The 18,812-nt window shown below is 69.6% G+C and carries 16 protein-coding genes; 14 read left to right on the forward strand and 2 right to left on the reverse strand.

All coding sequences use genetic code 11. The annotated features are described in order from the left end of the window. The first annotated feature begins 14 nt into the window (after positions 1–14). The 9 genes from VHA72_RS08250 to VHA72_RS08290 all read left to right on the forward strand — a co-directional run bounded on the left by VHA72_RS08250 (position 15) and on the right by VHA72_RS08290 (position 9,432). Positions 15–785, forward strand: coding sequence for a YebC/PmpR family DNA-binding transcriptional regulator (locus VHA72_RS08250; protein ID WP_325574112.1), 771 nt, complete (start codon positions 15–17; stop codon positions 783–785). A gap of 99 nt (positions 786–884) precedes the next feature. Further along, positions 885–1,442, forward strand: coding sequence for a crossover junction endodeoxyribonuclease RuvC (gene ruvC, locus VHA72_RS08255; protein ID WP_325574114.1), 558 nt, complete (start codon positions 885–887; stop codon positions 1,440–1,442). Further along, complete coding sequence (ruvA, locus tag VHA72_RS08260; protein ID WP_325574116.1) at positions 1,439–2,050, forward strand: Holliday junction branch migration protein RuvA; 612 nt, start codon at positions 1,439–1,441, stop codon at positions 2,048–2,050. Before ruvC ends, ruvA begins: the two co-directional genes overlap by 4 nt. A 2-nt stretch (positions 2,051–2,052) precedes the next feature. Then, positions 2,053–3,141: a Holliday junction branch migration DNA helicase RuvB gene (gene ruvB / locus VHA72_RS08265; protein ID WP_325574117.1), complete on the forward strand. Its 1,089-nt coding sequence runs from the start codon at positions 2,053–2,055 to the stop codon at positions 3,139–3,141. Between the two features lie 119 nt (positions 3,142–3,260). Beyond that, the gene (gene yajC / locus VHA72_RS08270; RefSeq protein ID WP_325574118.1) at positions 3,261–3,581 is read left to right on the forward strand and encodes a preprotein translocase subunit YajC; all 321 of its coding nucleotides are present in this window, start codon (positions 3,261–3,263) and stop codon (positions 3,579–3,581) included. 2 nt (positions 3,582–3,583) lie between these two features. Next, positions 3,584–5,323, forward strand: coding sequence for a protein translocase subunit SecD (gene secD, locus VHA72_RS08275; protein ID WP_325574120.1), 1,740 nt, complete (start codon positions 3,584–3,586; stop codon positions 5,321–5,323). Beyond that, complete coding sequence (gene secF / locus VHA72_RS08280; RefSeq protein ID WP_325574122.1) at positions 5,323–6,546, forward strand: protein translocase subunit SecF; 1,224 nt, start codon at positions 5,323–5,325, stop codon at positions 6,544–6,546. The genes secD and secF overlap by 1 nt, the downstream gene beginning before the upstream one ends. Before the next feature lie 2 nt (positions 6,547–6,548). Further along, the gene (locus VHA72_RS08285; RefSeq protein ID WP_325574153.1) at positions 6,549–7,088 is read left to right on the forward strand and encodes an adenine phosphoribosyltransferase; all 540 of its coding nucleotides are present in this window, start codon (positions 6,549–6,551) and stop codon (positions 7,086–7,088) included. A 13-nt stretch (positions 7,089–7,101) separates the two neighbouring features. Next, a complete protein-coding gene (locus VHA72_RS08290) occupies positions 7,102–9,432 on the forward strand; it encodes a RelA/SpoT family protein (protein ID WP_414689774.1) in 2,331 nt (776 codons plus the stop codon). 60 nt (positions 9,433–9,492) lie between these two features. Here VHA72_RS08290 and VHA72_RS08295 read toward each other — a convergent pair whose 3' ends face one another. Both VHA72_RS08295 and VHA72_RS08300 read right to left on the reverse strand, forming a co-directional pair. Beyond that, positions 9,493–10,413, reverse strand: a complete 921-nt coding sequence (locus tag VHA72_RS08295) for an endonuclease domain-containing protein (protein WP_325574124.1) — start codon at positions 10,411–10,413, stop codon at positions 9,493–9,495. Positions 10,414–10,595: 182 nt separating this feature from the next. Next, the gene (locus VHA72_RS08300; RefSeq protein WP_325574126.1) at positions 10,596–11,822 is read right to left on the reverse strand and encodes a DUF349 domain-containing protein; all 1,227 of its coding nucleotides are present in this window, start codon (positions 11,820–11,822) and stop codon (positions 10,596–10,598) included. Between the two features lie 93 nt (positions 11,823–11,915). Here VHA72_RS08300 and VHA72_RS08305 point away from each other — a divergent pair, with 93 nt between their 5' ends. From VHA72_RS08305 to VHA72_RS08325, 5 genes are all read left to right on the forward strand, one after another. Further along, entirely contained in the window at positions 11,916–12,599 is a 684-nt protein-coding gene (locus tag VHA72_RS08305; protein WP_325574127.1) for an MBL fold metallo-hydrolase, read from the forward strand. A 7-nt stretch (positions 12,600–12,606) separates the two neighbouring features. After that, a complete protein-coding gene (gene hisS / locus VHA72_RS08310; protein ID WP_325574129.1) occupies positions 12,607–13,869 on the forward strand; it encodes a histidine--tRNA ligase in 1,263 nt (420 codons plus the stop codon). A gap of 66 nt (positions 13,870–13,935) precedes the next feature. Beyond that, on the forward strand, positions 13,936–15,738 hold the full coding sequence (gene aspS / locus VHA72_RS08315) for an aspartate--tRNA ligase (RefSeq protein ID WP_325574131.1): 1,803 nt from the start codon (positions 13,936–13,938) through the stop codon (positions 15,736–15,738). Between the two features lie 203 nt (positions 15,739–15,941). Further along, positions 15,942–16,922 (forward strand): ABC transporter permease, encoded by a 981-nt coding sequence (locus tag VHA72_RS08320; protein WP_325574133.1) that lies wholly within the window; start codon positions 15,942–15,944, stop codon positions 16,920–16,922. Between the two features lie 103 nt (positions 16,923–17,025). After that, the gene (locus tag VHA72_RS08325; RefSeq protein ID WP_325574135.1) at positions 17,026–18,792 is read left to right on the forward strand and encodes an ABC transporter substrate-binding protein; all 1,767 of its coding nucleotides are present in this window, start codon (positions 17,026–17,028) and stop codon (positions 18,790–18,792) included. Positions 18,793–18,812 lie beyond the last annotated feature (20 nt).

Raw genomic sequence — 18,812 nt, forward strand, 5'->3', positions numbered from 1 at the left:
GTAGGTAGGGACGTATGTCTGGCCACTCCAAATGGGCAACCACGAAGCACAAGAAGGCCGCGATCGACGCCAAGCGCGGCAAGCTCTTCGCCAAGCTCATCAAGAACATCGAGATCGCGGCGAAGATGGGTGGCCCCGACCCTGCCGGCAACCCCACGCTCTACGACGCCATCCAGAAGGCCAAGAAGCAGTCGGTCCCCAACGACAACATCGACCGGGCAGTCAAGCGCGGCGGCGGCCTCGACGGCGCCGGCGTGGACTACACCACGATCATGTACGAGGTCTACGGCCCCAGCGGCGTCGCGCTGCTGGTCGAGTGCCTCACCGACAACAAGAACCGGGCCGCGATGGAGGTCCGCACGGCCGTCACCCGCAACGGCGGCACCATGGCCGACCCCGGCTCGGTCTCGCGGCTGTTCAACCGCAAGGGCGTGGTGGTGCTGAACAAGGCCCAGGACGGCAAGGACGTCGACGAGGACACCGTCCTGGAGGCGACCCTCGACGCCGGTGCCGAGGAGGTCAACGACCTGGGTGAGGCCTGGCAGGTCATCGCCGAGGCGAGCGACGTGGTCACGGTCCGCTCCGCGCTGCAGGACGCCGGCATCGACTACGAGTCCGCCGACGTGGAGTTCGTGGCGAGCCTGGAGATCCCGGTCGCCGACGCCGCCACCGCCGGCAAGGTGATGCGGCTGGTCGACGCGATCGACGACCTGGACGACGTACAGAACGTCTTCTCCAACGCCGACATCCCCGACGAGGTGCTCGAGGAGCTCGACGCGGAGTAGTTCGCGGTAGTTCGCGGCGTTTTCCCGGGGCCCGCGTGTCTGCGCCGAAGCCCCGCGCCCTCCGGCTAGTCTTGCGAACGTGTGTTCGATGAGGCGGTCATGAGGGTCCTCGGGATCGACCCCGGCCTGACCCGCTGCGGTCTGGGCGTGGTCGAGGGCGACGTCGGCCGTCAGTTGGGCATGGTCGACGTGGGCGTGGTGCGCACCACCTCGACGCTGCCGGTCTGGGAGCGGCTGGTCACCATCGAGAAGGGCATCGACGCCTGGATCGACGAGCACCGCCCGGACGCGGTGAGCATCGAGCGGATCTTCGCCCGCTCGGACGTCTCCACGATCATGGGTACGGCGCAGGCCAGCGGCCTGGCGATGGTCTGCGCCGCCCGTCGCGGCATCCCGGTGGCGCTGCACACCCCGAGTGAGGTGAAGGCGGCGGTCAGCGGCAACGGCCGCGCCGACAAGGCTCAGGTGACGGCGATGGTGACTCGGATCCTGAGGTTGCCCGCCCCGCCGAAGCCGGCCGATGCCGCGGACGCGCTGGCACTGGCCATCACGCACATCTGGCGCGGTGGCGCCCAGGCGCGGATCAACGCGCAGATCCAGCAGGCCCGGATCCAGCAGGCCCGCGCCCGGACGGCGCTGGCGGGGAGGACACGATGATCGCGTTCGTCAGGGGCAGGGTGGCGGCGGTGACGCTGGCCAGCGCCGTGGTCGAGGTCGGCGGCTCGGGTGGGATCGGCCTGGAGCTCATGTGCACCCCGGCCACCCTGGCCACGCTGCGCACCGGTGCCGAGGCCACGCTACCCACCAGCATGGTGGTCCGGGAGGACAGCCTGACCCTGTTCGGCTTCGCCGACGAGGACGAGAAGCAGATGTTCGAGCTGCTGCAGACCGCGTCCGGCGTCGGGCCCAAGCTGGCCCAGGCGATGCTCGCCGTACTGTCTCCCGACGGGCTGCGCACCGCCATCGCCGGCGATGACGTGAAGACCCTGACCCGGGTGCCGGGCATCGGGCAAAAGGGAGCCCAGCGGGTGATCTTGGAGCTCAAGGACCGGATCGGCGCGCCCACCCGCGGTGGGGCCGTGCCGACGGCGGTCGCCGTGGCGGCGCCGTGGCGCGACCAGGTCACCCAGGGCCTGATGGGCCTGGGCTATCCGGCCAAGGAGGCCGAGAAGGCCGTCGAGGCGGTAGCGGCCCAGGTCGAGGGGGACCAGCCCGACGTCGGCGCCCTGCTGCGCGCGGCCCTCCGCACCCTGTCGAAGGCCTGAGCATGCCCTTCCACGAGGACGAGTTGGACGCCGTCGAGTCCGCCCACCTGGGCCGGTTGACGGCGGCCGAGGCTCTGTCGGGAGCGGGGGAGGACGAGCGTGCCATCGAGGCGGCATTGCGCCCGCGCAGCCTCGACGAGGTGGTCGGTCAGGCCCGGGTCCGCGCCCAGCTGGGACTGGTGCTGGAGGCGGCCAAGCAGCGGGGCAGGACGCCCGACCACGTGCTGCTCAGCGGTCCACCGGGGCTGGGCAAGACGACCCTGGCGATGATCATCGCGGCCGAGATGGGGACGCCGTTGCGGCTCACCAGCGGCCCCGCGATCACCCACGCCGGCGACCTCGCCTCGATCCTGAGCGGTCTCAACGAGGGCGACGTACTGTTCGTCGACGAGGTGCATCGGATGTCGCGCCCGGCCGAGGAGATGCTCTACCTGGCGATGGAGGACTTCCGTGTCGACGTCGTGATCGGCAAGGGCCCCGGCGCGACGGCCATCCCGCTGGAGCTGCCGCCGTTCACCCTGGTCGGGGCGACCACCCGGGCGGGGCTGCTGCCGGGGCCGCTGCGGGACAGGTTCGGGTTCACCGGCCACCTGGAGTTCTACGAGCCCGACGAGCTGGACCACATCGTGCGCCGCTCCGCCGGCCTGCTGGGCGTCGAGCTGACCGGCGAGGGCTCGGCCGAGATCGCCTCCCGCTCGCGCGGTACGCCGCGCATCGCCAACCGACTGCTGCGTCGGGTGCGCGACTACGCCCAGGTGCGCGCCGACGGCGTGGTCACGCTCGATGTCGCCCGCCGCGCGTTGGAGCTCTACGAGGTCGACCCGCTCGGCCTCGACCGGCTCGACCGGGCCGTGCTCGACGCGCTCTGCCGCCGCTTCGGCGGGGGACCGGTCGGCATCTCCACCCTCGCCGTCGCGGTGGGCGAGGAGCGCGAGACCGTCGAGGAGGTCGCCGAGCCGTTCCTGGTCCGCAACGGCTTCCTGGCTCGGACGCCGCGGGGCCGGGTCGCGACGCCCGCCGCATGGGCGCACCTGGGCCTCGCCGTGCCCGAGGGCGGGGCGAACGGTTGGGAAACACTCTTCGACGAGTGACGCCGATGTGCCGTTGGTGACACCTCTGCCAGTCCCCGCGGCTACACTTGCGCGGCGGCTGGCCGAGGGTCGGTCGATTCCCCTGATCTCTGGAGTTGAGAGACGTCGTGCTGAGCCTTGTGCCCTTCCTTCTGATCATCGTGGTCTTCTGGTTCTTCCTGATCAGGCCCCAGATGAGGCGTCAGCGCGAGTCGCAGCAGATGCAGTCGGCGCTGACCGTCGGCACCAAGGTGATGCTGACGTCGGGCATCTTCGGGACCGTCACCGAGATCACCGACGACCACGTCGGCGTGTCCGTGGCCGACTCGGTCGAGATCAAGGTCATCCGCGCCGCGATCGGTCGGGTCATCCCGACCGACCTCGAGGACGCGACTGACGCCGCCCAGACGCCGGCGGAGGAGACCTCGGTGGAGCGCGCCGAGTCGGAGGAGAACGAGTAGTCATGGCACGCAAGAACGCTCGGCCCGGGCGCACCCTCGCGGTGTTCTTCCTGGTGCTGGCGGTCGTCTACGGCCTGGTCGCCCTCGGCGGCAAGTGGAAGCCGGAGCTCGGCCTGGACCTCCAGGGCGGCACCCGGATCATGATGATCGCCAACGGCCACCCGACCTCCGAGGCGATGAAGCAGGCTCGGAGCATCATCGACGAGCGCGTCAACGGCTCCGGTGTGACCGCCGCCAAGGTGACCACCCAGGGCAGCAACGAGATCATCGTCGACATCCCCGGGCAGAGCCGCGACGACCTGGTCAACGAGGTCTCCCAGACCGCCCAGCTGCGCTTCCGCCTGGTCGCCTGCCAGCAGAGCTGCAGCACGTCCAGCTCCACCAGCTCGGTGCTCCCGTCGACCGCGCCCAGCAGCGGCGCCAGCGCCCCGGCGAGCGGTGCGGCCAGCGCCCCGGCCAGCGGTGCCCCGCGCGCTGGTCTGGCCTACGACCTCAAGCAGGCCAAGGGCAAGAAGAAGCACAAGAAGCACAAGGCCGGTACGCCGAGCAGCTCCGCGAGCCCGTCGGCCACGGCCAGCGCCGCTCCGTCCACGGCCGCCTCGCCGAGCGCGACGCCGTCGACGAGCACCTCGCCGGACCAGAAGGGCGACGTCAGCGTCGATCAGGCGGTCCAGTTCATGAACAACCCGCCGGCCGACTGGAGCGCCAAGCTCGACGCCTACACCTGCCCGGCCAAGGGCAGCGCCAACGTCGAGGACAACCCGAGCCAGCCGCTGGTCACCTGTGACAGCAGCGGCGTGAAGTACCTGCTCTCTCCGGCGATCATCGAGGGCACCCAGGTCAGCGACGCCAACTCCGGGATCCCGCAGAACGGCGTCGGCTATGTCGTCACGCTCGACTTCCACAGCGCCGGTCGTAAGGCGTTCGCCGACGCCACCGGCGCCATCGCCGGCACCAACCAGCTGTTCGCGATCGTGCTCGACGGCGATGTCATCTCCGCTGCGACGGCCGACAGCCGGATCAATGGCAGCGCACAGATCAGCGGGAACTTCACCCAGGCGAGTGCGGCCGCGCTGGCGAACAACCTGAAGTTCGGCGCGCTGCCGGTCTCCTTCGACAAGTTGAACGGCATCTCGCACTCGACCATCGGTCCCTCGCTGGCCGGCAACCAGCTCTCGGCCGGCCTGTGGGCGGGCGGCATCGGCCTGCTGCTGGTGATGCTGTACTGCCTGCTCTACTACCGGGGTCTGGGCCTGGTCGTGATCGGCTCCCTGGTGGTGGCGGGCGTGACGGTGTACGGCATGGTGCTGCTGTTGAGCAAGACGGCCGACTTCACCCTCGACCTGCCAGGCATCGCCGGCCTGATCGTCGCGGTCGGCATCACGGCCGACTCGTTCATCGTCTACTTCGAGCGCATCCGTGACGAGATGCGCGACGGGAAGTCGATGCGAGTCGCCGTCGAGGCCGGCTGGCGCCGCGCCCGGAACACCTGCCTGGCCGCGGACGGCGTCTCGCTGCTCGCCGCGCTGATCCTCTACATCTTCGGCGCCGGCGACGTGCGCGGCTTCGCGTTCGCACTCGGCCTGTCCACCGCGATCGACCTGGTGATCTTCTTCTTCTTCACCCATCCGACGATCCAGTGGCTGTCCCACTACAAGTTCTTCAATCGCGGACACAGGCTCTCCGGCCTTGACGCCGAGGCCCTGGGCGTCGACCGCATCACGGTCGGAGGCCGTGCCTGATGAGCAAGTTCACCCGTCTGGGCAACTCCCTCTACACCGGCGAGAAGTCGATCGACTTCGTCGGCCGCAAGTGGACCTGGTACGCCATCTCGGCCGTCATCATCATCGCCGCGATCCTCGGGCTGTCGCTCAAGGGCCTCAACATGGGCCTGGAGTTCACCGGCGGCACGCAGTACACCGTGACGGTGTCGGGCACCGCCAGCCAGAAGGTCGCCGACAGCGTCCGCACCGCGGTCGGCGGGTCCGGGGTCAAGGCGGCCTCCGACCCGACCGTGACCACCTCGGGCGCGCACAACCTGATCATCCAGATCAAGTCGGTGAGCCAGGCCGAGAACACCACGGTGCTCAAGGCGATCACCGACACCACCCACGTCTCGGCCAAGAACGTCAGCCAGGACCATGTCGGCGCCAGCTGGGGCAAGGAGGTCGCCACCAAGGCGATCCAGGGCCTGGTGGTCTTCCTGGTCGCGGTGATGCTGTTCATCGCGATGTACACCCGGCAGTGGAAGATGTCGGTGGCCGCGCTGGTCGCGCTGGCCCACGACGTGGTCATCACCGTCGGCGTCTACGCCCTCTCCGGCTTCGAGGTCACCCCGGCGACCGTCACCGGCTTCCTGACCATCCTCGGCTTCTCGCTCTACGACACGGTCGTGGTGTTCGACAAGATCAAGGAGAACACCAAGAACCTGCGGGCCACCAAGCGCTCCTACGCCGACGCGGCCAACCTCGCCGTCAACCAGACCCTGGTCCGCTCGATCAACACCTCGATCGTCGCGCTCATCCCGGTGGCGGCGATCCTGTGGGTCTCGGCGGTCCAGCTGGGCACGAGCACGCTCAAGGACCTGGCGCTGGCGTTGTTCGTCGGCATGGCCGCCGGCACCTACTCCTCGATCTTCATCGCCACACCGCTGTTCGTGCAGCTGAAGTCGGGGGAGAAGGAGGTCCTCGACGCGGAGCGGCGCGCCAGGCGCGCTCGCCAGGCCGATCCGTACGCCAACGTGCCCGCCTTCGTGGAGGGCATGGAGGTCGAGGACGACGGCATCCCGGCCGAGCTGCGCGAGGGGGAGGAGACGACCGCACCGCACGGCTTCCGCACCCGGCCGAACACCGACGCGATGGGCCGTGGCCGAACGGCGCCGCCCGCGCGCGGACCCGTCCGCGAGAGCGGCTCGTCGGGCCGCCGGCAGCCGACCCGCCAGCCGCGTTCCAAGCGCGGCAAGTAGGGATCGCGGTGCTCGAGGAGACCCTGGCCCGCCTGGTCGTCGACGTCGAGGACTTCCCCCAGCCGGGGGTGGTCTTCAAGGACATCACGCCGCTGCTGGCCGACCACGACGGCTTCACCGAGGTCGTCACGGCGCTGGCCGCCGCCGGCCGGGACGCGTCCGGCACGCCGGTTGTCGACAAGGTGCTCGGCATGGAGGCGCGCGGCTTCATCCTGGCCGCGCCGGTCGCGCTAGCGCTCGGCGCCGGCTTCGTGCCGGTGCGCAAGGCCGGCAAGCTGCCCCGCGGCACCCACGCCGTCTCCTACGCCCTGGAGTACGGCGAGGCCACCCTGGAGCTGCACGACGACGCCGTGGCGCCGGGCGAGCGGGTGCTGATCGTCGATGACGTGCTGGCCACCGGCGGCACCGTCGGCGCGACCATCGAGCTGGCGCGGCGCTGCGGCGCCGAGGTGGTAGGCGTCGCCGTACTCATGGAGCTGAGCTTCCTGCCCGGACGCGATGCCCTGGGCGAGGTTCCGCTGACCGCGCTGATGAAGGTCTGACTAGACTCGCTCTATGACTGAGGAACGCACCGTCGCGTCCCCGCGCCAGCGGGCGGCCCAGGTGCGGGAACCTGTCCCGAAGGCGCAGCCGACCCCGCCGTCGGGTCGGAGCATGCGCGCCCGGCTGGCGCGGATGGGCACCCGGAACAACCCCGGCAACCCGATGCTGGAGCCGCTGTTCCGCGCGGTGCGCGCGAACCATCCGAAGGCGGACCTGGCGCTGCTGGAGCGTGCCTACCTCCTCGCGGAGCGGCTGCACGAGGGTCAGATGCGCAAGAGCGGCGACCCCTACATCACCCACCCGCTCGCGGTCACGACGATCCTGGCCGAGCTCGGCATGACGGAGCCGACCCTGGTCGCGGCGCTGTTGCACGACACCGTGGAGGACACGCCGTACACGCTGGAGGAGCTGCGCCGCGACTTCGGTGACGAGGTCGCCGTGATGGTCGACGGCGTCACCAAGCTGGACAAGGTCCAGTACGGCGACTCCGCCCAGGCCGAGACGATCCGCAAGATGATCGTGGCGATGTCGAAGGACATCCGGGTGCTGGTCATCAAGCTCGCCGACCGGCTGCACAACATGCGCACGCTGCGCTATGTGCCGGCCAAGTCGCAGGAGCGCAGCGCCCGCGAGACGCTCGACATCTACGCTCCGCTGGCCCACCGGCTGGGCATGAACACGATCAAGTGGGAGCTGGAGGATCTCGCCTTCGCCACCCTCCACCCGAAGATCTACGACGAGATCGTGCGGCTGGTCGCCGAGCGCGCCCCCTCCCGCGATCAGTTCCTGGCGCAGGTCATCACGCAGGTCGAGAACGACCTGAAGGAGTCGAAGATCAAGGCGACCGTCACCGGTCGGCCGAAGCACTACTACTCGATCTACCAGAAGATGATCGTCGGGGGTAAGGACTTCTCCGACATCTACGACCTGGTCGGCATCCGCATCCTGGTGGCCGAGGACCGCGACTGCTATAGCGTCCTCGGCGTACTGCACTCGCGGTGGAACCCCGTGCTCGGGCGGTTCAAGGACTACGTCGCGATGCCGAAGTTCAACATGTACCAGTCGCTGCACACCACCGTGATCGGGCCCCAGGGCAAGCCGGTGGAGATGCAGATCCGCACGTTCGCGATGCACCGTCGCGCGGAGTACGGCGTCGCCGCGCACTGGAAGTACAAGGAGGACGGCCGCAACGGCGTCGACACCGATCGGCGGATCGAGGACGCCGACGACATGGGTTGGGTCAAGCAGCTGCTCGACTGGCAGTCCGAGGTCGAGGACCCGGGCGAGTTCCTGGAGTCGCTGCGGTTCGAGATGAACCGCACCGAGGTCTACGTCTTCACCCCGCGCGGCGACGTCATCGCGCTGCCCTCCGGGGCGACGCCTGTCGACTTCGCGTACGCCGTCCACACCGAGGTCGGCCACCGGACGATCGGCGCGCGGGTCAACGGCCGGCTGGTGCCGCTGGAGTCGACGCTGGAGAACGGCGACGTGGTGGAGGTCTTCACCTCCAAGTCGCCGACCGCCGGCCCCTCGCAGGACTGGCTCTCGTTCGTCAAGTCCAACCGGGCCCGGTCCAAGATCCGTGCCTGGTTCACCAAGGAGCGGCGCGAGGAGGCGATCGAGAAGGGCCAGGACGCGATCGCCAAGCTGATGCGCAAGGAGGGGCTGCCGCTCAAGCGGCTGATGTCCCACGAGTCGCTGACGCTGGCGGCACGGCACTTCAACATCGCCGACGTCACCGCCCTGTACGCCGCCGTCGGCGAGGGCAATCTGTCCGCGCAGGCCGTCGTACGCCGCGTGATCGAGGAACACGGCGGCGATCAGGGCGCCGCCGAGGACCTGGCCGAGGCGGTCACGATCACCCGCCCGCGGCGGTCGAAGATCGCGGCCGGCGGCGACGCCGGGGTGATCGTCAAGGGCGGCACGGACGTGTGGATCAAGCTGGCCAAGTGCTGCACCCCGGTGCCGCCGGACCCGATCCTCGGCTTCGTCACCAAGGGCGGCGGCGTGTCCGTGCACCGGCGCGACTGCACCAACGCGGCCTCGCTGGAGGCGCAGCCGGAGCGGCTGGTCGAGGTGGAGTGGGCCCCGACGTCGTCATCGACGTTCCTGGTGAACATCCAGGTGGAGGCGCTCGACCGGTCCCGGCTGCTCTCGGACATCACGATGGCGATCTCCGATGCCCACGTGAACATCCTGTCCGCCCAGCTGACCACCTCGCGCGACCGGGTCGCGAAGAGCCGGTTCTCGTTCGAGATGGCCGACGCCAAGCACCTCGACACGGTGCTCAAGCAGGTCCGCCAGGTCCCCGGCGTCTTCGACGCCTACCGGGTGACTCAATAGCCGTCGAGAGGTCACTTTCGGCCGGTTGAGAGGTCACTTTCGGCCGGTTGAGTGACCGCTTCACCAGCGCCGGGTCGAGTACGTCGAGGCGAGCGCGGCCCTCAGCTCGCCCAGCCACCGCTCGAGCTCGTCGCCGGTGAAGTCGCCGCGTCGTATCACGATCACCGTCCAGCCGTGGTCGCGCAGCCATCGCCGCCGCTCCTCGTCGTACCGGCGCTGCTGGTCGGTGCGCTCGTGCGCGTCGACGCCGTCGTACTCGACGCAGATCCTGCGCTGCGGGTAGGCGAAGTCGAGCCGGAACGTCGGGACGCCGTCGATCTCGATCCACACTTGCGGCTCCGGCAACGGCAGCCCGGCGTCGTGGATGGCGAGCAGGGTCCAGGCCTCGCGTGGTGACTCGACGCGCGGGTCAATGACCGCAAGCAGCTCTCGCAGCTGGCGAACGCCGCGTCGGCGGTGGAAGCGGTCGGTTGTGGCGGCGAGGTCCGACGTGGTGGTTCCGTGCTCCCGCGCAAAGCCGCACAGCACCGCGAACGCCTCGCGTCGACGCAGGTGACAACCCAGGTCGAGTGCCGTGCGCAGCGGTGTGGTGACGCGCAGACCGCACACGACCATGACGTCGTCGGGTGCCAGGTCGCGCGTGCGGCCCCTGACGCCGTCGAGCCGGGTGCGCGTATGGCCTCGGAGCGCGCAGGTCTCCACCGGCGGACCGGCCTCGAGCTCGGCGGAGGAATAGGCGTCGATGCCGTGCAGCCAGGCCGCGGTGCGGTCGACGATCACCTGCGTGTCATTGACGACGAGGAGCAGGGCGGCCGCACGCAGCTGGATCGAGTCGGTCACTCCGGCATCGACGTACACGCCGCGGACGAGCCGTCTGACCCGGCGCTGTTCGAGCGCGCGCCTCAGCTCGCGCGGCGTCAGGCCGAGATCGGGCAACGCAGCAGCGGTGAACGGTTCCAGGGGCAGCGTGAGGGTCGACATGTCTGCCAGGCTGGCCGCCGCCGGCCGCCCGTGCGAGGGGCACGCTCAACGGCTTGGGAGAACGCCGCCCGGAGCCGCCGTTGTGGACGGAAAGTGGCCCGATCGGCACCACCCGTGGACACTCAACGCGCCGAAAGTGACCTCTCAACGCGCCGAAAGTGACCTCTCGACGTGGGGGAGGGTCAGCTGAAGTCGGCCGACGCCCGGCGCGCCATCTCCAGGAACTGCTTGCGGCCCTCGAGGTTCTCCTGCAGCGAGGCGACCCTCTTCGCGTCGCCCTTGGCCTGGGCGGCGGCGATGTCGTCCTCGAGCTTGGCGATGGCCTCCTCGAGCTTGACCACCATGTCGTTGGCCCGGGCCGACTTCTCCGGATCGGAGCGGCGCCACTGCTCGTCCTCGACGGACTTGATCGCCTGCTCCACCTTGCGCATCCGGCCCTCGAGGTCGCGGATCCGGTCGCGCGGCACCTTGCCGGCGGCGTCCCAGCGCTCGGCGATGTCACGGAACGCCGCCTTGGCGGCGGCCAGATCGGTGACCGGAAGCAGCGCCTCGGCCTCGACCAACAGCTGCTCCTTGACCTCGGCGTTGGCGGCGAACTCCGCGTCCAGTGCGGCGTTCTCCGCGTCGCGCGCGGCGAAGAAGACGTCCTGGGCGCCGCGGAACCGCTTCCACAGCGCATCGTCGATCTCCTTGGGTGCCGGGCCGGCGGCCTTCCACTGCCGCATCAGCTCGCGGTAGCGCCCGGCGGTGGCGCCCCAGTCGGTGGAGGAGGCCAGCGACTCGGCCTCGGCGGCGAGCCGCTCCTTGATCGCCCGCGCGCCCTCGCGCTTCTCGTTCAGCTCGGCGAAGTGCGCCTTGCGGCGCCGGGTGTACGCCGTGCGCGCGGTCGAGAACCGGCGCCACAGCGCGTCGTCGGAGGCGCGGTCGATGCGGGGGAGCGCCTTCCACTGCTCGAGAAGCTCGCGCAGCCGGTTCGCGCCGTTGCGCCAGTCGTTGCCGGTCGCGAGCCGCTCGGCCTCGCTGACCAGCGCCTCCTTCTCGGTCTTCGCCTCGGCGGCCCTGGCGGCACGCTCGGCCTTGCGGGCCTCTCGGTGCGCGGCGATGAGCGGGGTGAGCGCGTCCAGGCGGGCGCCGAGCGCGGCCAGGTCGCCGACGGCGTTGGCCTCGGCCACCTGCGCACGCACGCTCTTGACCGACTCGGTGGCCTCCTCCGGGGTCAGCTTCGCGGCGCGCACCCGGCGCTCCAGCAGCTCGACCTCGAAGGAGAGCGCCTCGTAGCGCTCGGTGAAGAACCGCAGCGCCTCCTCGGGCGTGCCCTCCGGATATTGTCCGACGGCACGCTCACCTTCGGCGGTGCGCACATAGACCGTGCCGTCGTCGTCGACACGGCCCCACTGCTCGCTCGTCACTGGTCATCCTTCTCGTCGGCCGATCCGCGAGTGCCCATCGTAGTCAGAGCCGTCGATGCGGCGGGCACCCCAAGCGCTCGATAGGGTGACCGGGTGTTGATCGCCGGCTTTCCCGCGGGTCCGTGGGGCACCAACTGCTACGTGGCCGCCACCGGCCCGGGCAGCGAATGCGTCGTGATCGACCCGGGCAAGGACGCCGCCGTCGGCGTCGCCGAGGTGGTCCGTGAGCACCGGCTCAAGCCCGTCGCCGTCCTGGTCACGCACGGCCACGTCGACCACATGTGGTGTGTGGCGCCCGTCGCCGGCACGTACGACGCCACCGCGTGGATCCACCCCCGCGACCGGTACCTGCTGGCCGACCCGATGGCCGGCATGTCGCCCGACACGATCGCGATGCTGGGCGGCGACCACCACTGGGCGGAGCCGGACGACGTCAAGGAGCTCGCCGACGGGCAGGGCCTCGAACTGGCGGGCCTGCGGTTCCTGGTCGACCACACGCCGGGTCACACCCAGGGGTCGGTCACGTTCCGCACGCCGTACCCGGACCACGACGAGGTCAGCGAGCTGATGTTCTCCGGCGACCTGCTCTTCGCGGGCAGCATCGGCCGCACCGACCTGCCCGGCGGCGACCATGCCGCGATGCTGCGCAGCCTCGCCACCAAGGTGTTGCCGCTGGCCGACGACATCGTGGTGCTGCCCGGGCACGGCGACCAGACCTCCATCGGCCGCGAGCGTGCCACCAACCCCTTCCTGATGGAACTAGCCCCCAGGACCTGATCACCTCATGAGCTCCACCATCCAGGCGCCCAAGGGCGTCCCCGAGTACCTGCCGCCGGACTCGGCGACCTGGCTCGCCATCCGCGACACCCTCGCCCGGCAGGCGACCCTGGCCGGCTACGGCTACATCGAGCTGCCGGTCTTCGAGGAGACCGCGCTTTACATCCGCGGCGTGGGGGAGTCCACCGACGTGGTCTCGAAGGAGATGTACACGTTCACCGACCGCGGCGGCCGCTCCCTGACGCTGCGCCCCGAGGGCACCGCGGGCGTGATGCGTTCGGTCATCGAGCATCACCTGGACCGCGGCCAGCTGCCCGTCAAGCTCTGGTACGCCGGCCCCTTCTTCCGGGCCGAGCGTCCGCAGCTGGGCCGCTACCGGCAGCTGCAGCAGTTCGGCGTGGAGGCGATCGGCTCCGACGACCCCGCGCTGGACGCCGAGGTCATCACGATGGCCGACCGCGGCTACCGCGACCTCGGCCTGGCCGGCTACCGCCTGGAGCTGACCAGCTTGGGCTGTCGCGAGTGCCGACCGGCCTACCGTGCGCTGCTGGTCGAGTTCCTGGCCGGACTCGACCTGGACGAGGCCACCCGCGAGCGCGCCCGGATCAACCCGCTGCGGGTGCTGGACGACAAGCGGCCACAGGTGCAGGCCCAGCTCGCGGACGCGCCGCTGATGCTGGACCACCTCTGCGACTCCTGCGCCGCGCATTTCGCCGCCGTGCGAGGGCTGTTGGAGGGCCACGGCACGCCGTACGTGATCAATCCGCGGATGGTGCGCGGCCTGGACTACTACACCCGGACCTGCTTCGAGTTCGTCCACGACGGCCTCGGCGCCCAGTCCGGCCTCGGCGGCGGCGGCCGCTACGACGGCCTGATGTCCGAGCTCGGCGGCCAGGAGCTGTCCGGCATCGGCTTCGGCCTCGGCCTGGACCGGGCCCTGCTGGCCTGCCAGGTCGAGGGCGTCCGGCCGGGTGGTCAGGGGGCGCTCGACGTGTTCGTGGTGCCGCTGGGTGCCGCTCGGGAGCGGGCGGCGCTGCTCGTCGCCGAGCTGCGCGCCGCTGGGCTGCGCACCGACCAGGCATTCGGCGAGCGCGGCCTGAAGGGTGCGATGAAGTCCGCCGACAAGTCCGGTGCGCCGTACGTCGTGGTCATCGGCGAGCGCGACCTCGAGCAGGGTGTCGCCCAGGTCAAATCGATGGACACCGGTGACCAGCGGGCCGTAGACCTGGATGCGGTCGTGGACCACCTGGTGTCGATCTGCCAGAACTGACCTCTCGACCCGCCGAAACTGACTACTCGACCCGCCGAAACTGACTACTCAACGTAAGGAACTGCAGTGATCCGCACCCATGACGCCGGGACCCTCCGCGTCGAGCACGTCGGTCAGACCGTCACCCTCGCCGGGTGGGTGGCGCGCCGTCGCGATCACGGTGGCGTGGCCTTCATCGACCTGCGCGAGGCGAGCGGCGTGGTGCAGCTGGTGATCCGCGACGAGGAACTGGCGCACAGCCTGCGCAGCGAGTACTGCCTCAAGGTGACCGGCGAGGTCGTGGCCCGCTCCGAGGGCAACGTCAACCCCAACCTGCCCACCGGCGAGATCGAGGTGGCGGTCAGCGAGCTGGAGGTGCTCAACCCCAGCGCCCCGCTGCCGTTCCAGATCGACGACGCTGCGTCACACGGCGCGGGCGACGTCGGCGAGGATGTCCGGCTCAAGTACCGCTACCTCGACCTGCGCCGCTCCGGCCCGGCCGCGGCCATTCGGCTGCGCTCGAAGGTCTACCAGGCCATCCGCGAGGTGCTCGGCCGCCGTGACTTCGTCGAGGTGGAGACGCCCACCCTGACCCGCTCCACGCCGGAGGGCGCCCGCGACTTCCTGGTGCCGGCCCGCCTGCACCCGGGCAGCTGGTACGCCCTCCCGCAGAGCCCGCAGCTGTTCAAGCAACTGCTCATGGTCGGCGGGCTGGAGCGCTACTACCAGATCGCCCGCTGCTACCGCGACGAGGACTTCCGCGCCGACCGGCAGCCGGAGTTCACCCAGCTCGACATCGAGATGAGCTTCGTGGACCAAGACGACGTCATCGAGATGATGGAGGACGTCATCAAGGCGATGTGGGCCACCATCGGGGTCGAGGTGGCCACGCCGCTCCCGCGGATGACGTACGCCGACGCGATGGCCAAGTACGGCTCCGACAAGCCGGACCTGCGCTTCGGCCTCGAGCTGGTCGAGTGCACCGACTACTTCAAGGACACGCCGTTCCGGGTCTTCCAGCCCGACAACGCGGAGTACGTCGGGGCCGTGGTCATGCCCGGTGGCGCGAGCCAGCCGCGCAAGGTCCTCGACGCGTGGCAGGACTGGGCCAAGCAGCGCGGCGCGCGCGGCCTGGCCTATGTGCTCTTCAACGAGGACGGCACCCTCGGCGGCCCGGTCGCCAAGAACCTCTCCGAGTCCGAGCAGGCCGGCCTGGCCGCCTACCTGGGCGCGAAGCCGGGGGACTGCGCGTTCTTCGCCGCCGGCGCCACCAAGCCCAGCCGGGCTCTGCTCGGCGCCGCTCGGGTGGAGATCGGTCGCCGCCTCGACCTGCTCGACCCGGACACCTTCGCCTTCACCTGGGTGGTCGATGCACCGATGTTCGAGCCGGCCGCGGAGGCGGTCGCCTCGGGCGACGTCGCGGTCGGGGCGGGCAGCTGGACCGCTGTGCACCACGCGTTCACCGGCCCGAAGCCGGAGTTCGAGGACACCTTCGACACGGACCCGGGTGCGGCGCTGGCCTACGCCTACGACATCGTGTGCAACGGCAGCGAGCTCGGTGGCGGCTCCATCCGTATCCACCGCGAGGACGTCCAGAAGCGCGTCTTCGAGGTGATGGGCATCAGCCCGGAGCAGGCGGAGGAGAAGTTCGGCTTCCTTCTCGAGGCCTTCAAGTACGGCGCCCCGCCGCACGGCGGCATCGCCCTGGGCCTGGACCGCGTGCTCCAGCACCTGACCAAGACCGACTCGATCCGCGAGGTGATCGCGTTCCCGAAGTCGGGCGGCGGGTTCGACCCGCTCACCGCCGCGCCCGCGCCGATCACGGCCGCGCAGCGCAAGGAAGCCGGTGTGGACGCGGTGCCGACGGAGGATCTTTCGTCCCGGGGATGAACGTCCGGAGGACTCCCGGCGCTCCCTTGGTGGCCCGGTCGTGTTCATATCGTTATCGGGGGATGTTCATATCCGCCCTTCAGGTCGCATAGAGTCGCACGCGGTGCAGGTCGCGACGACCTCGTGGCTGCGCCTGAAAACGAATGTCCGACCAAACCGTCGACGAGGTGCAGATGTCGCTCTCCGAGTCCCAGCTTGAGCGGATGGAACCGCCCCCAGTGGAGATCGTCTCCGAGGGGGTCGCGGTTGCGGGGCAGTCGCCCACCCAGCTGGCCCTCGGCCGGTTCCGACGCGACAAGCTGTCCATGGCGGCGTTCATCATCGTCGCGATCTACGTGGTCGCCGCGATCGTGGCCCCGCTCCTGGTCAAGCTGCACGTGCTCAAGCCCTACGGGCAGGACCAGTCGCTGCTCAACATCGAGCTGGGCGGCGTACCGAAGGGGCATTGGGGCGGCACGAGCTGGCACCACCTGCTGGGCGTCGAGCCCCGCATCGGCACCGACTTCCTGTCGCGGCTGTGGTACGGCATGACGTTCTCCCTGACGATCGCGCTCACCGCGACCATCGTCGCGGTGGTGATCGGCGTGGTGCTCGGCATCATCTCCGGCTTCACCGGCGGCTGGGTCGACTCGGCGATCGGGCGGCTCATCGACCTGACGCTGTCGTTCCCGCAGACACTGATGCTGCTGGCGCTCTCCGCGACCGGCGCCGCGCTGTTCGCCAAGCTCCTGCCGGGCAACGAGTCGGATCCGCTCCCGAACGCCGTCTACGAGATCCTCGTGCTCGGCCTGTTCGGCTGGCCGTCGGTGGCGCGTCTGATCCGCGGCCAGGTGCTCTCGATCCGCGAGCGCGAGTTCGTCGACGCCGCACGTCTGCTGGGCGCCTCGCGCCGGCGGATCTACTTCAAGGAGATCCTGCCGAACCTCTGGGCCCCGGTGCTCGTGCAGTTCACCCTGATCATGCCGGCCTACGTCTCGGCGGAGGCGGCGCTGGGCTACCTCGGCGTCGGCATCCACCCGCCGACGCCGACGCTGGGCAACATCCTCCAGGACTCGGTGAACTTCTCCGGCTCGGACTTCGCCTACTTCCTCTACCCGGCGATCCTGCTGGCGACCATCGTCGTCACGTTCAACCTGCTCGGTGACGGACTGCGCGACGCCCTCGACCCGAAGGCCGATCGATGAGGCTCGGGCCCTGCGCACCACACATCTCGGGACCCACAGTCTTCGGCAGCACGAGAGCTGTCGCTGGTGCCGCCGTCTCGGCGCACGACAACAAGGAGAGGTAATGGCCAGCAATCGAAAGAAGGCGCTCGCAGCCGTCGCAGTTGCCGCGTCGCTGTCGGTCGCACTCGCCGCATGCGGCGGCTCCGGCAGCAACAACTCGTCGGGCAACGGCGGCAACGGGGGCAGCAGTAGCAGCGCCAAGGGTGGCGGCACCCTGACCTACTACATCCGTTCGGCGTACGAGCACACCGACCCGCAGCGCAGCTACCTCGGCGTGGAGATGACCAACTTCAGCCGCACGGTGTACCGCAGCCTGGTCGCGTTCCCGATCTCGTCGGACCCGACCACGTCGACCACGCCGGTCCCCGACCTGGCCACGAACACCGGTACGGCGACCGACAACGCCAGGACCTGGTCCTTCACGCTCAAGGACGGCATCAAGTGGCAGGACGGCAAGCCGATCACCTGTGAGGACTTCAAGTACGGCGCCTCGCGGGTGTTCGCGACCGACGTCATCACCGGTGGTCCGAACTACCTGCTGAGCTACCTCGACATCCCCACGGACAAGAAGACCGGCCTGCCGATCTACACCGGCCCGTACAAGCACACCGATGCCGGCCAGGCGGCCTTCGACAAGGCGATCACCTGCAACGGCAACACCATCACGTACCACTTCAACAAGCCGTGGCCCGACTTCCCGCTGGCCATCGCGTCGCTGCACATGATGGACCCGTACCGTCAGGACAAGGACCAGGGCGACAAGTCGAACTACCAGATCTTCTCCAACGGCCCCTACGAGCTCCAGGGCGGCATGTGGAACAAGGAGACCGGCGGCACGTTCGTCCGTAACCCGAACTACGACCCGTCGACGGACTCGACCGACATCCGTAAGGCGCTTCCGAACAAGATCGTCTTCAAGGTCGGCGAGCAGAGCGAGACGATCACCGACCAGCTGGTCGCCGACAGCGGCCCGAACCAGGGCGGCGTGACCCAGCAGGCGATCCCCTCCTCGAAGTTCAGCGAGGTCCAGAGCGCCGCGAACCGCACGGTCAGCGTCAAGTCGCCGTACGTCGACTACCTGGTGCTCAACTTCAAGCGGCTGACGAACCTCAAGGTCCGCCAGGCGCTCGCGACGGCGACCGACGACACCGGCTGGGTGGCCGCGGGTGGTGGCTCCAAGTCCTACGTCCCGGCGACCGACATCGTGAACCCGGCCGTGAAGGGCTACCAGGCCAACCTGTTCCCGGGCGGCTCCGGCGACCCGGCGAAGGCCAAGCAGCTGCTGCAGTCGGCCGGCGTCCCGATGCCGTACCCGATCACCTACACCTACCCGAGCACGCCGACCGCCGACGCCCAGGCGCGCGTCATCGCGGCGGGCTGGGAGAAGGCCGGCTTCAAGGTGACCCTGGACGGCATCGCCAACTCCGACACCTACTACAGCAACATCCAGCAGCCCGACCAGAAGGCCGACGTCATCTGGGCCGGCTGGGGTGCTGACTGGCCGTCGGCCATCACCGTCACTGCGCCGCTGTTCGACAGCCGCCCGAACCTGACCTCGAAGTCCAACGGTCAGGACTACGGCGCCTACAAGAGCGACGAGTTCAACAAGCTGGTCGACCAGGCTCAGAACTCCTCGAGCCTCGATGACCAGACCAAGTACCTCCAGCAGGCGGACCAGGTCCTCGCCAAGGACGTCGCCTACATCCCCATGGACATCCCGATCTTCTACATGATCCATGGCTCGAAGGTGCTGAACTACACCACCACCGCTGCATCGAACGGCTACCCGGACCTCGGTCCGATCGACGTCGACAGCAGTGTCAAGTGACGCTTGACGTCACCCAGGCT

Origin of the sequence: Nocardioides sp., assembly GCF_035547795.1 — a bacterium.
Lineage (GTDB): Bacteria > Actinomycetota > Actinomycetes > Propionibacteriales > Nocardioidaceae > Nocardioides.

Coding starts and splice junctions, on each gene's coding strand:
- secD (WP_325574120.1), top strand. CDS start 3,584: ATGGCACGCAAGAACGCTCGGCCCGGGCGCACCCTCGCGGTGTTCTTC.
- ruvA (WP_325574116.1), top strand. CDS start 1,439: ATGATCGCGTTCGTCAGGGGCAGGGTGGCGGCGGTGACGCTGGCCAGC.
- VHA72_RS08295 (WP_325574124.1), bottom strand. CDS start 10,413: ATGTCGACCCTCACGCTGCCCCTGGAACCGTTCACCGCTGCTGCGTTG.
- hisS (WP_325574129.1), top strand. CDS start 12,607: ATGAGCTCCACCATCCAGGCGCCCAAGGGCGTCCCCGAGTACCTGCCG.
- VHA72_RS08250 (WP_325574112.1), top strand. CDS start 15: ATGTCTGGCCACTCCAAATGGGCAACCACGAAGCACAAGAAGGCCGCG.
- secF (WP_325574122.1), top strand. CDS start 5,323: ATGAGCAAGTTCACCCGTCTGGGCAACTCCCTCTACACCGGCGAGAAG.
- ruvC (WP_325574114.1), top strand. CDS start 885: ATGAGGGTCCTCGGGATCGACCCCGGCCTGACCCGCTGCGGTCTGGGC.
- VHA72_RS08290 (WP_414689774.1), top strand. CDS start 7,102: ATGACTGAGGAACGCACCGTCGCGTCCCCGCGCCAGCGGGCGGCCCAG.
- VHA72_RS08320 (WP_325574133.1), top strand. CDS start 15,942: ATGGAACCGCCCCCAGTGGAGATCGTCTCCGAGGGGGTCGCGGTTGCG.
- ruvB (WP_325574117.1), top strand. CDS start 2,053: ATGCCCTTCCACGAGGACGAGTTGGACGCCGTCGAGTCCGCCCACCTG.
- VHA72_RS08325 (WP_325574135.1), top strand. CDS start 17,026: ATGGCCAGCAATCGAAAGAAGGCGCTCGCAGCCGTCGCAGTTGCCGCG.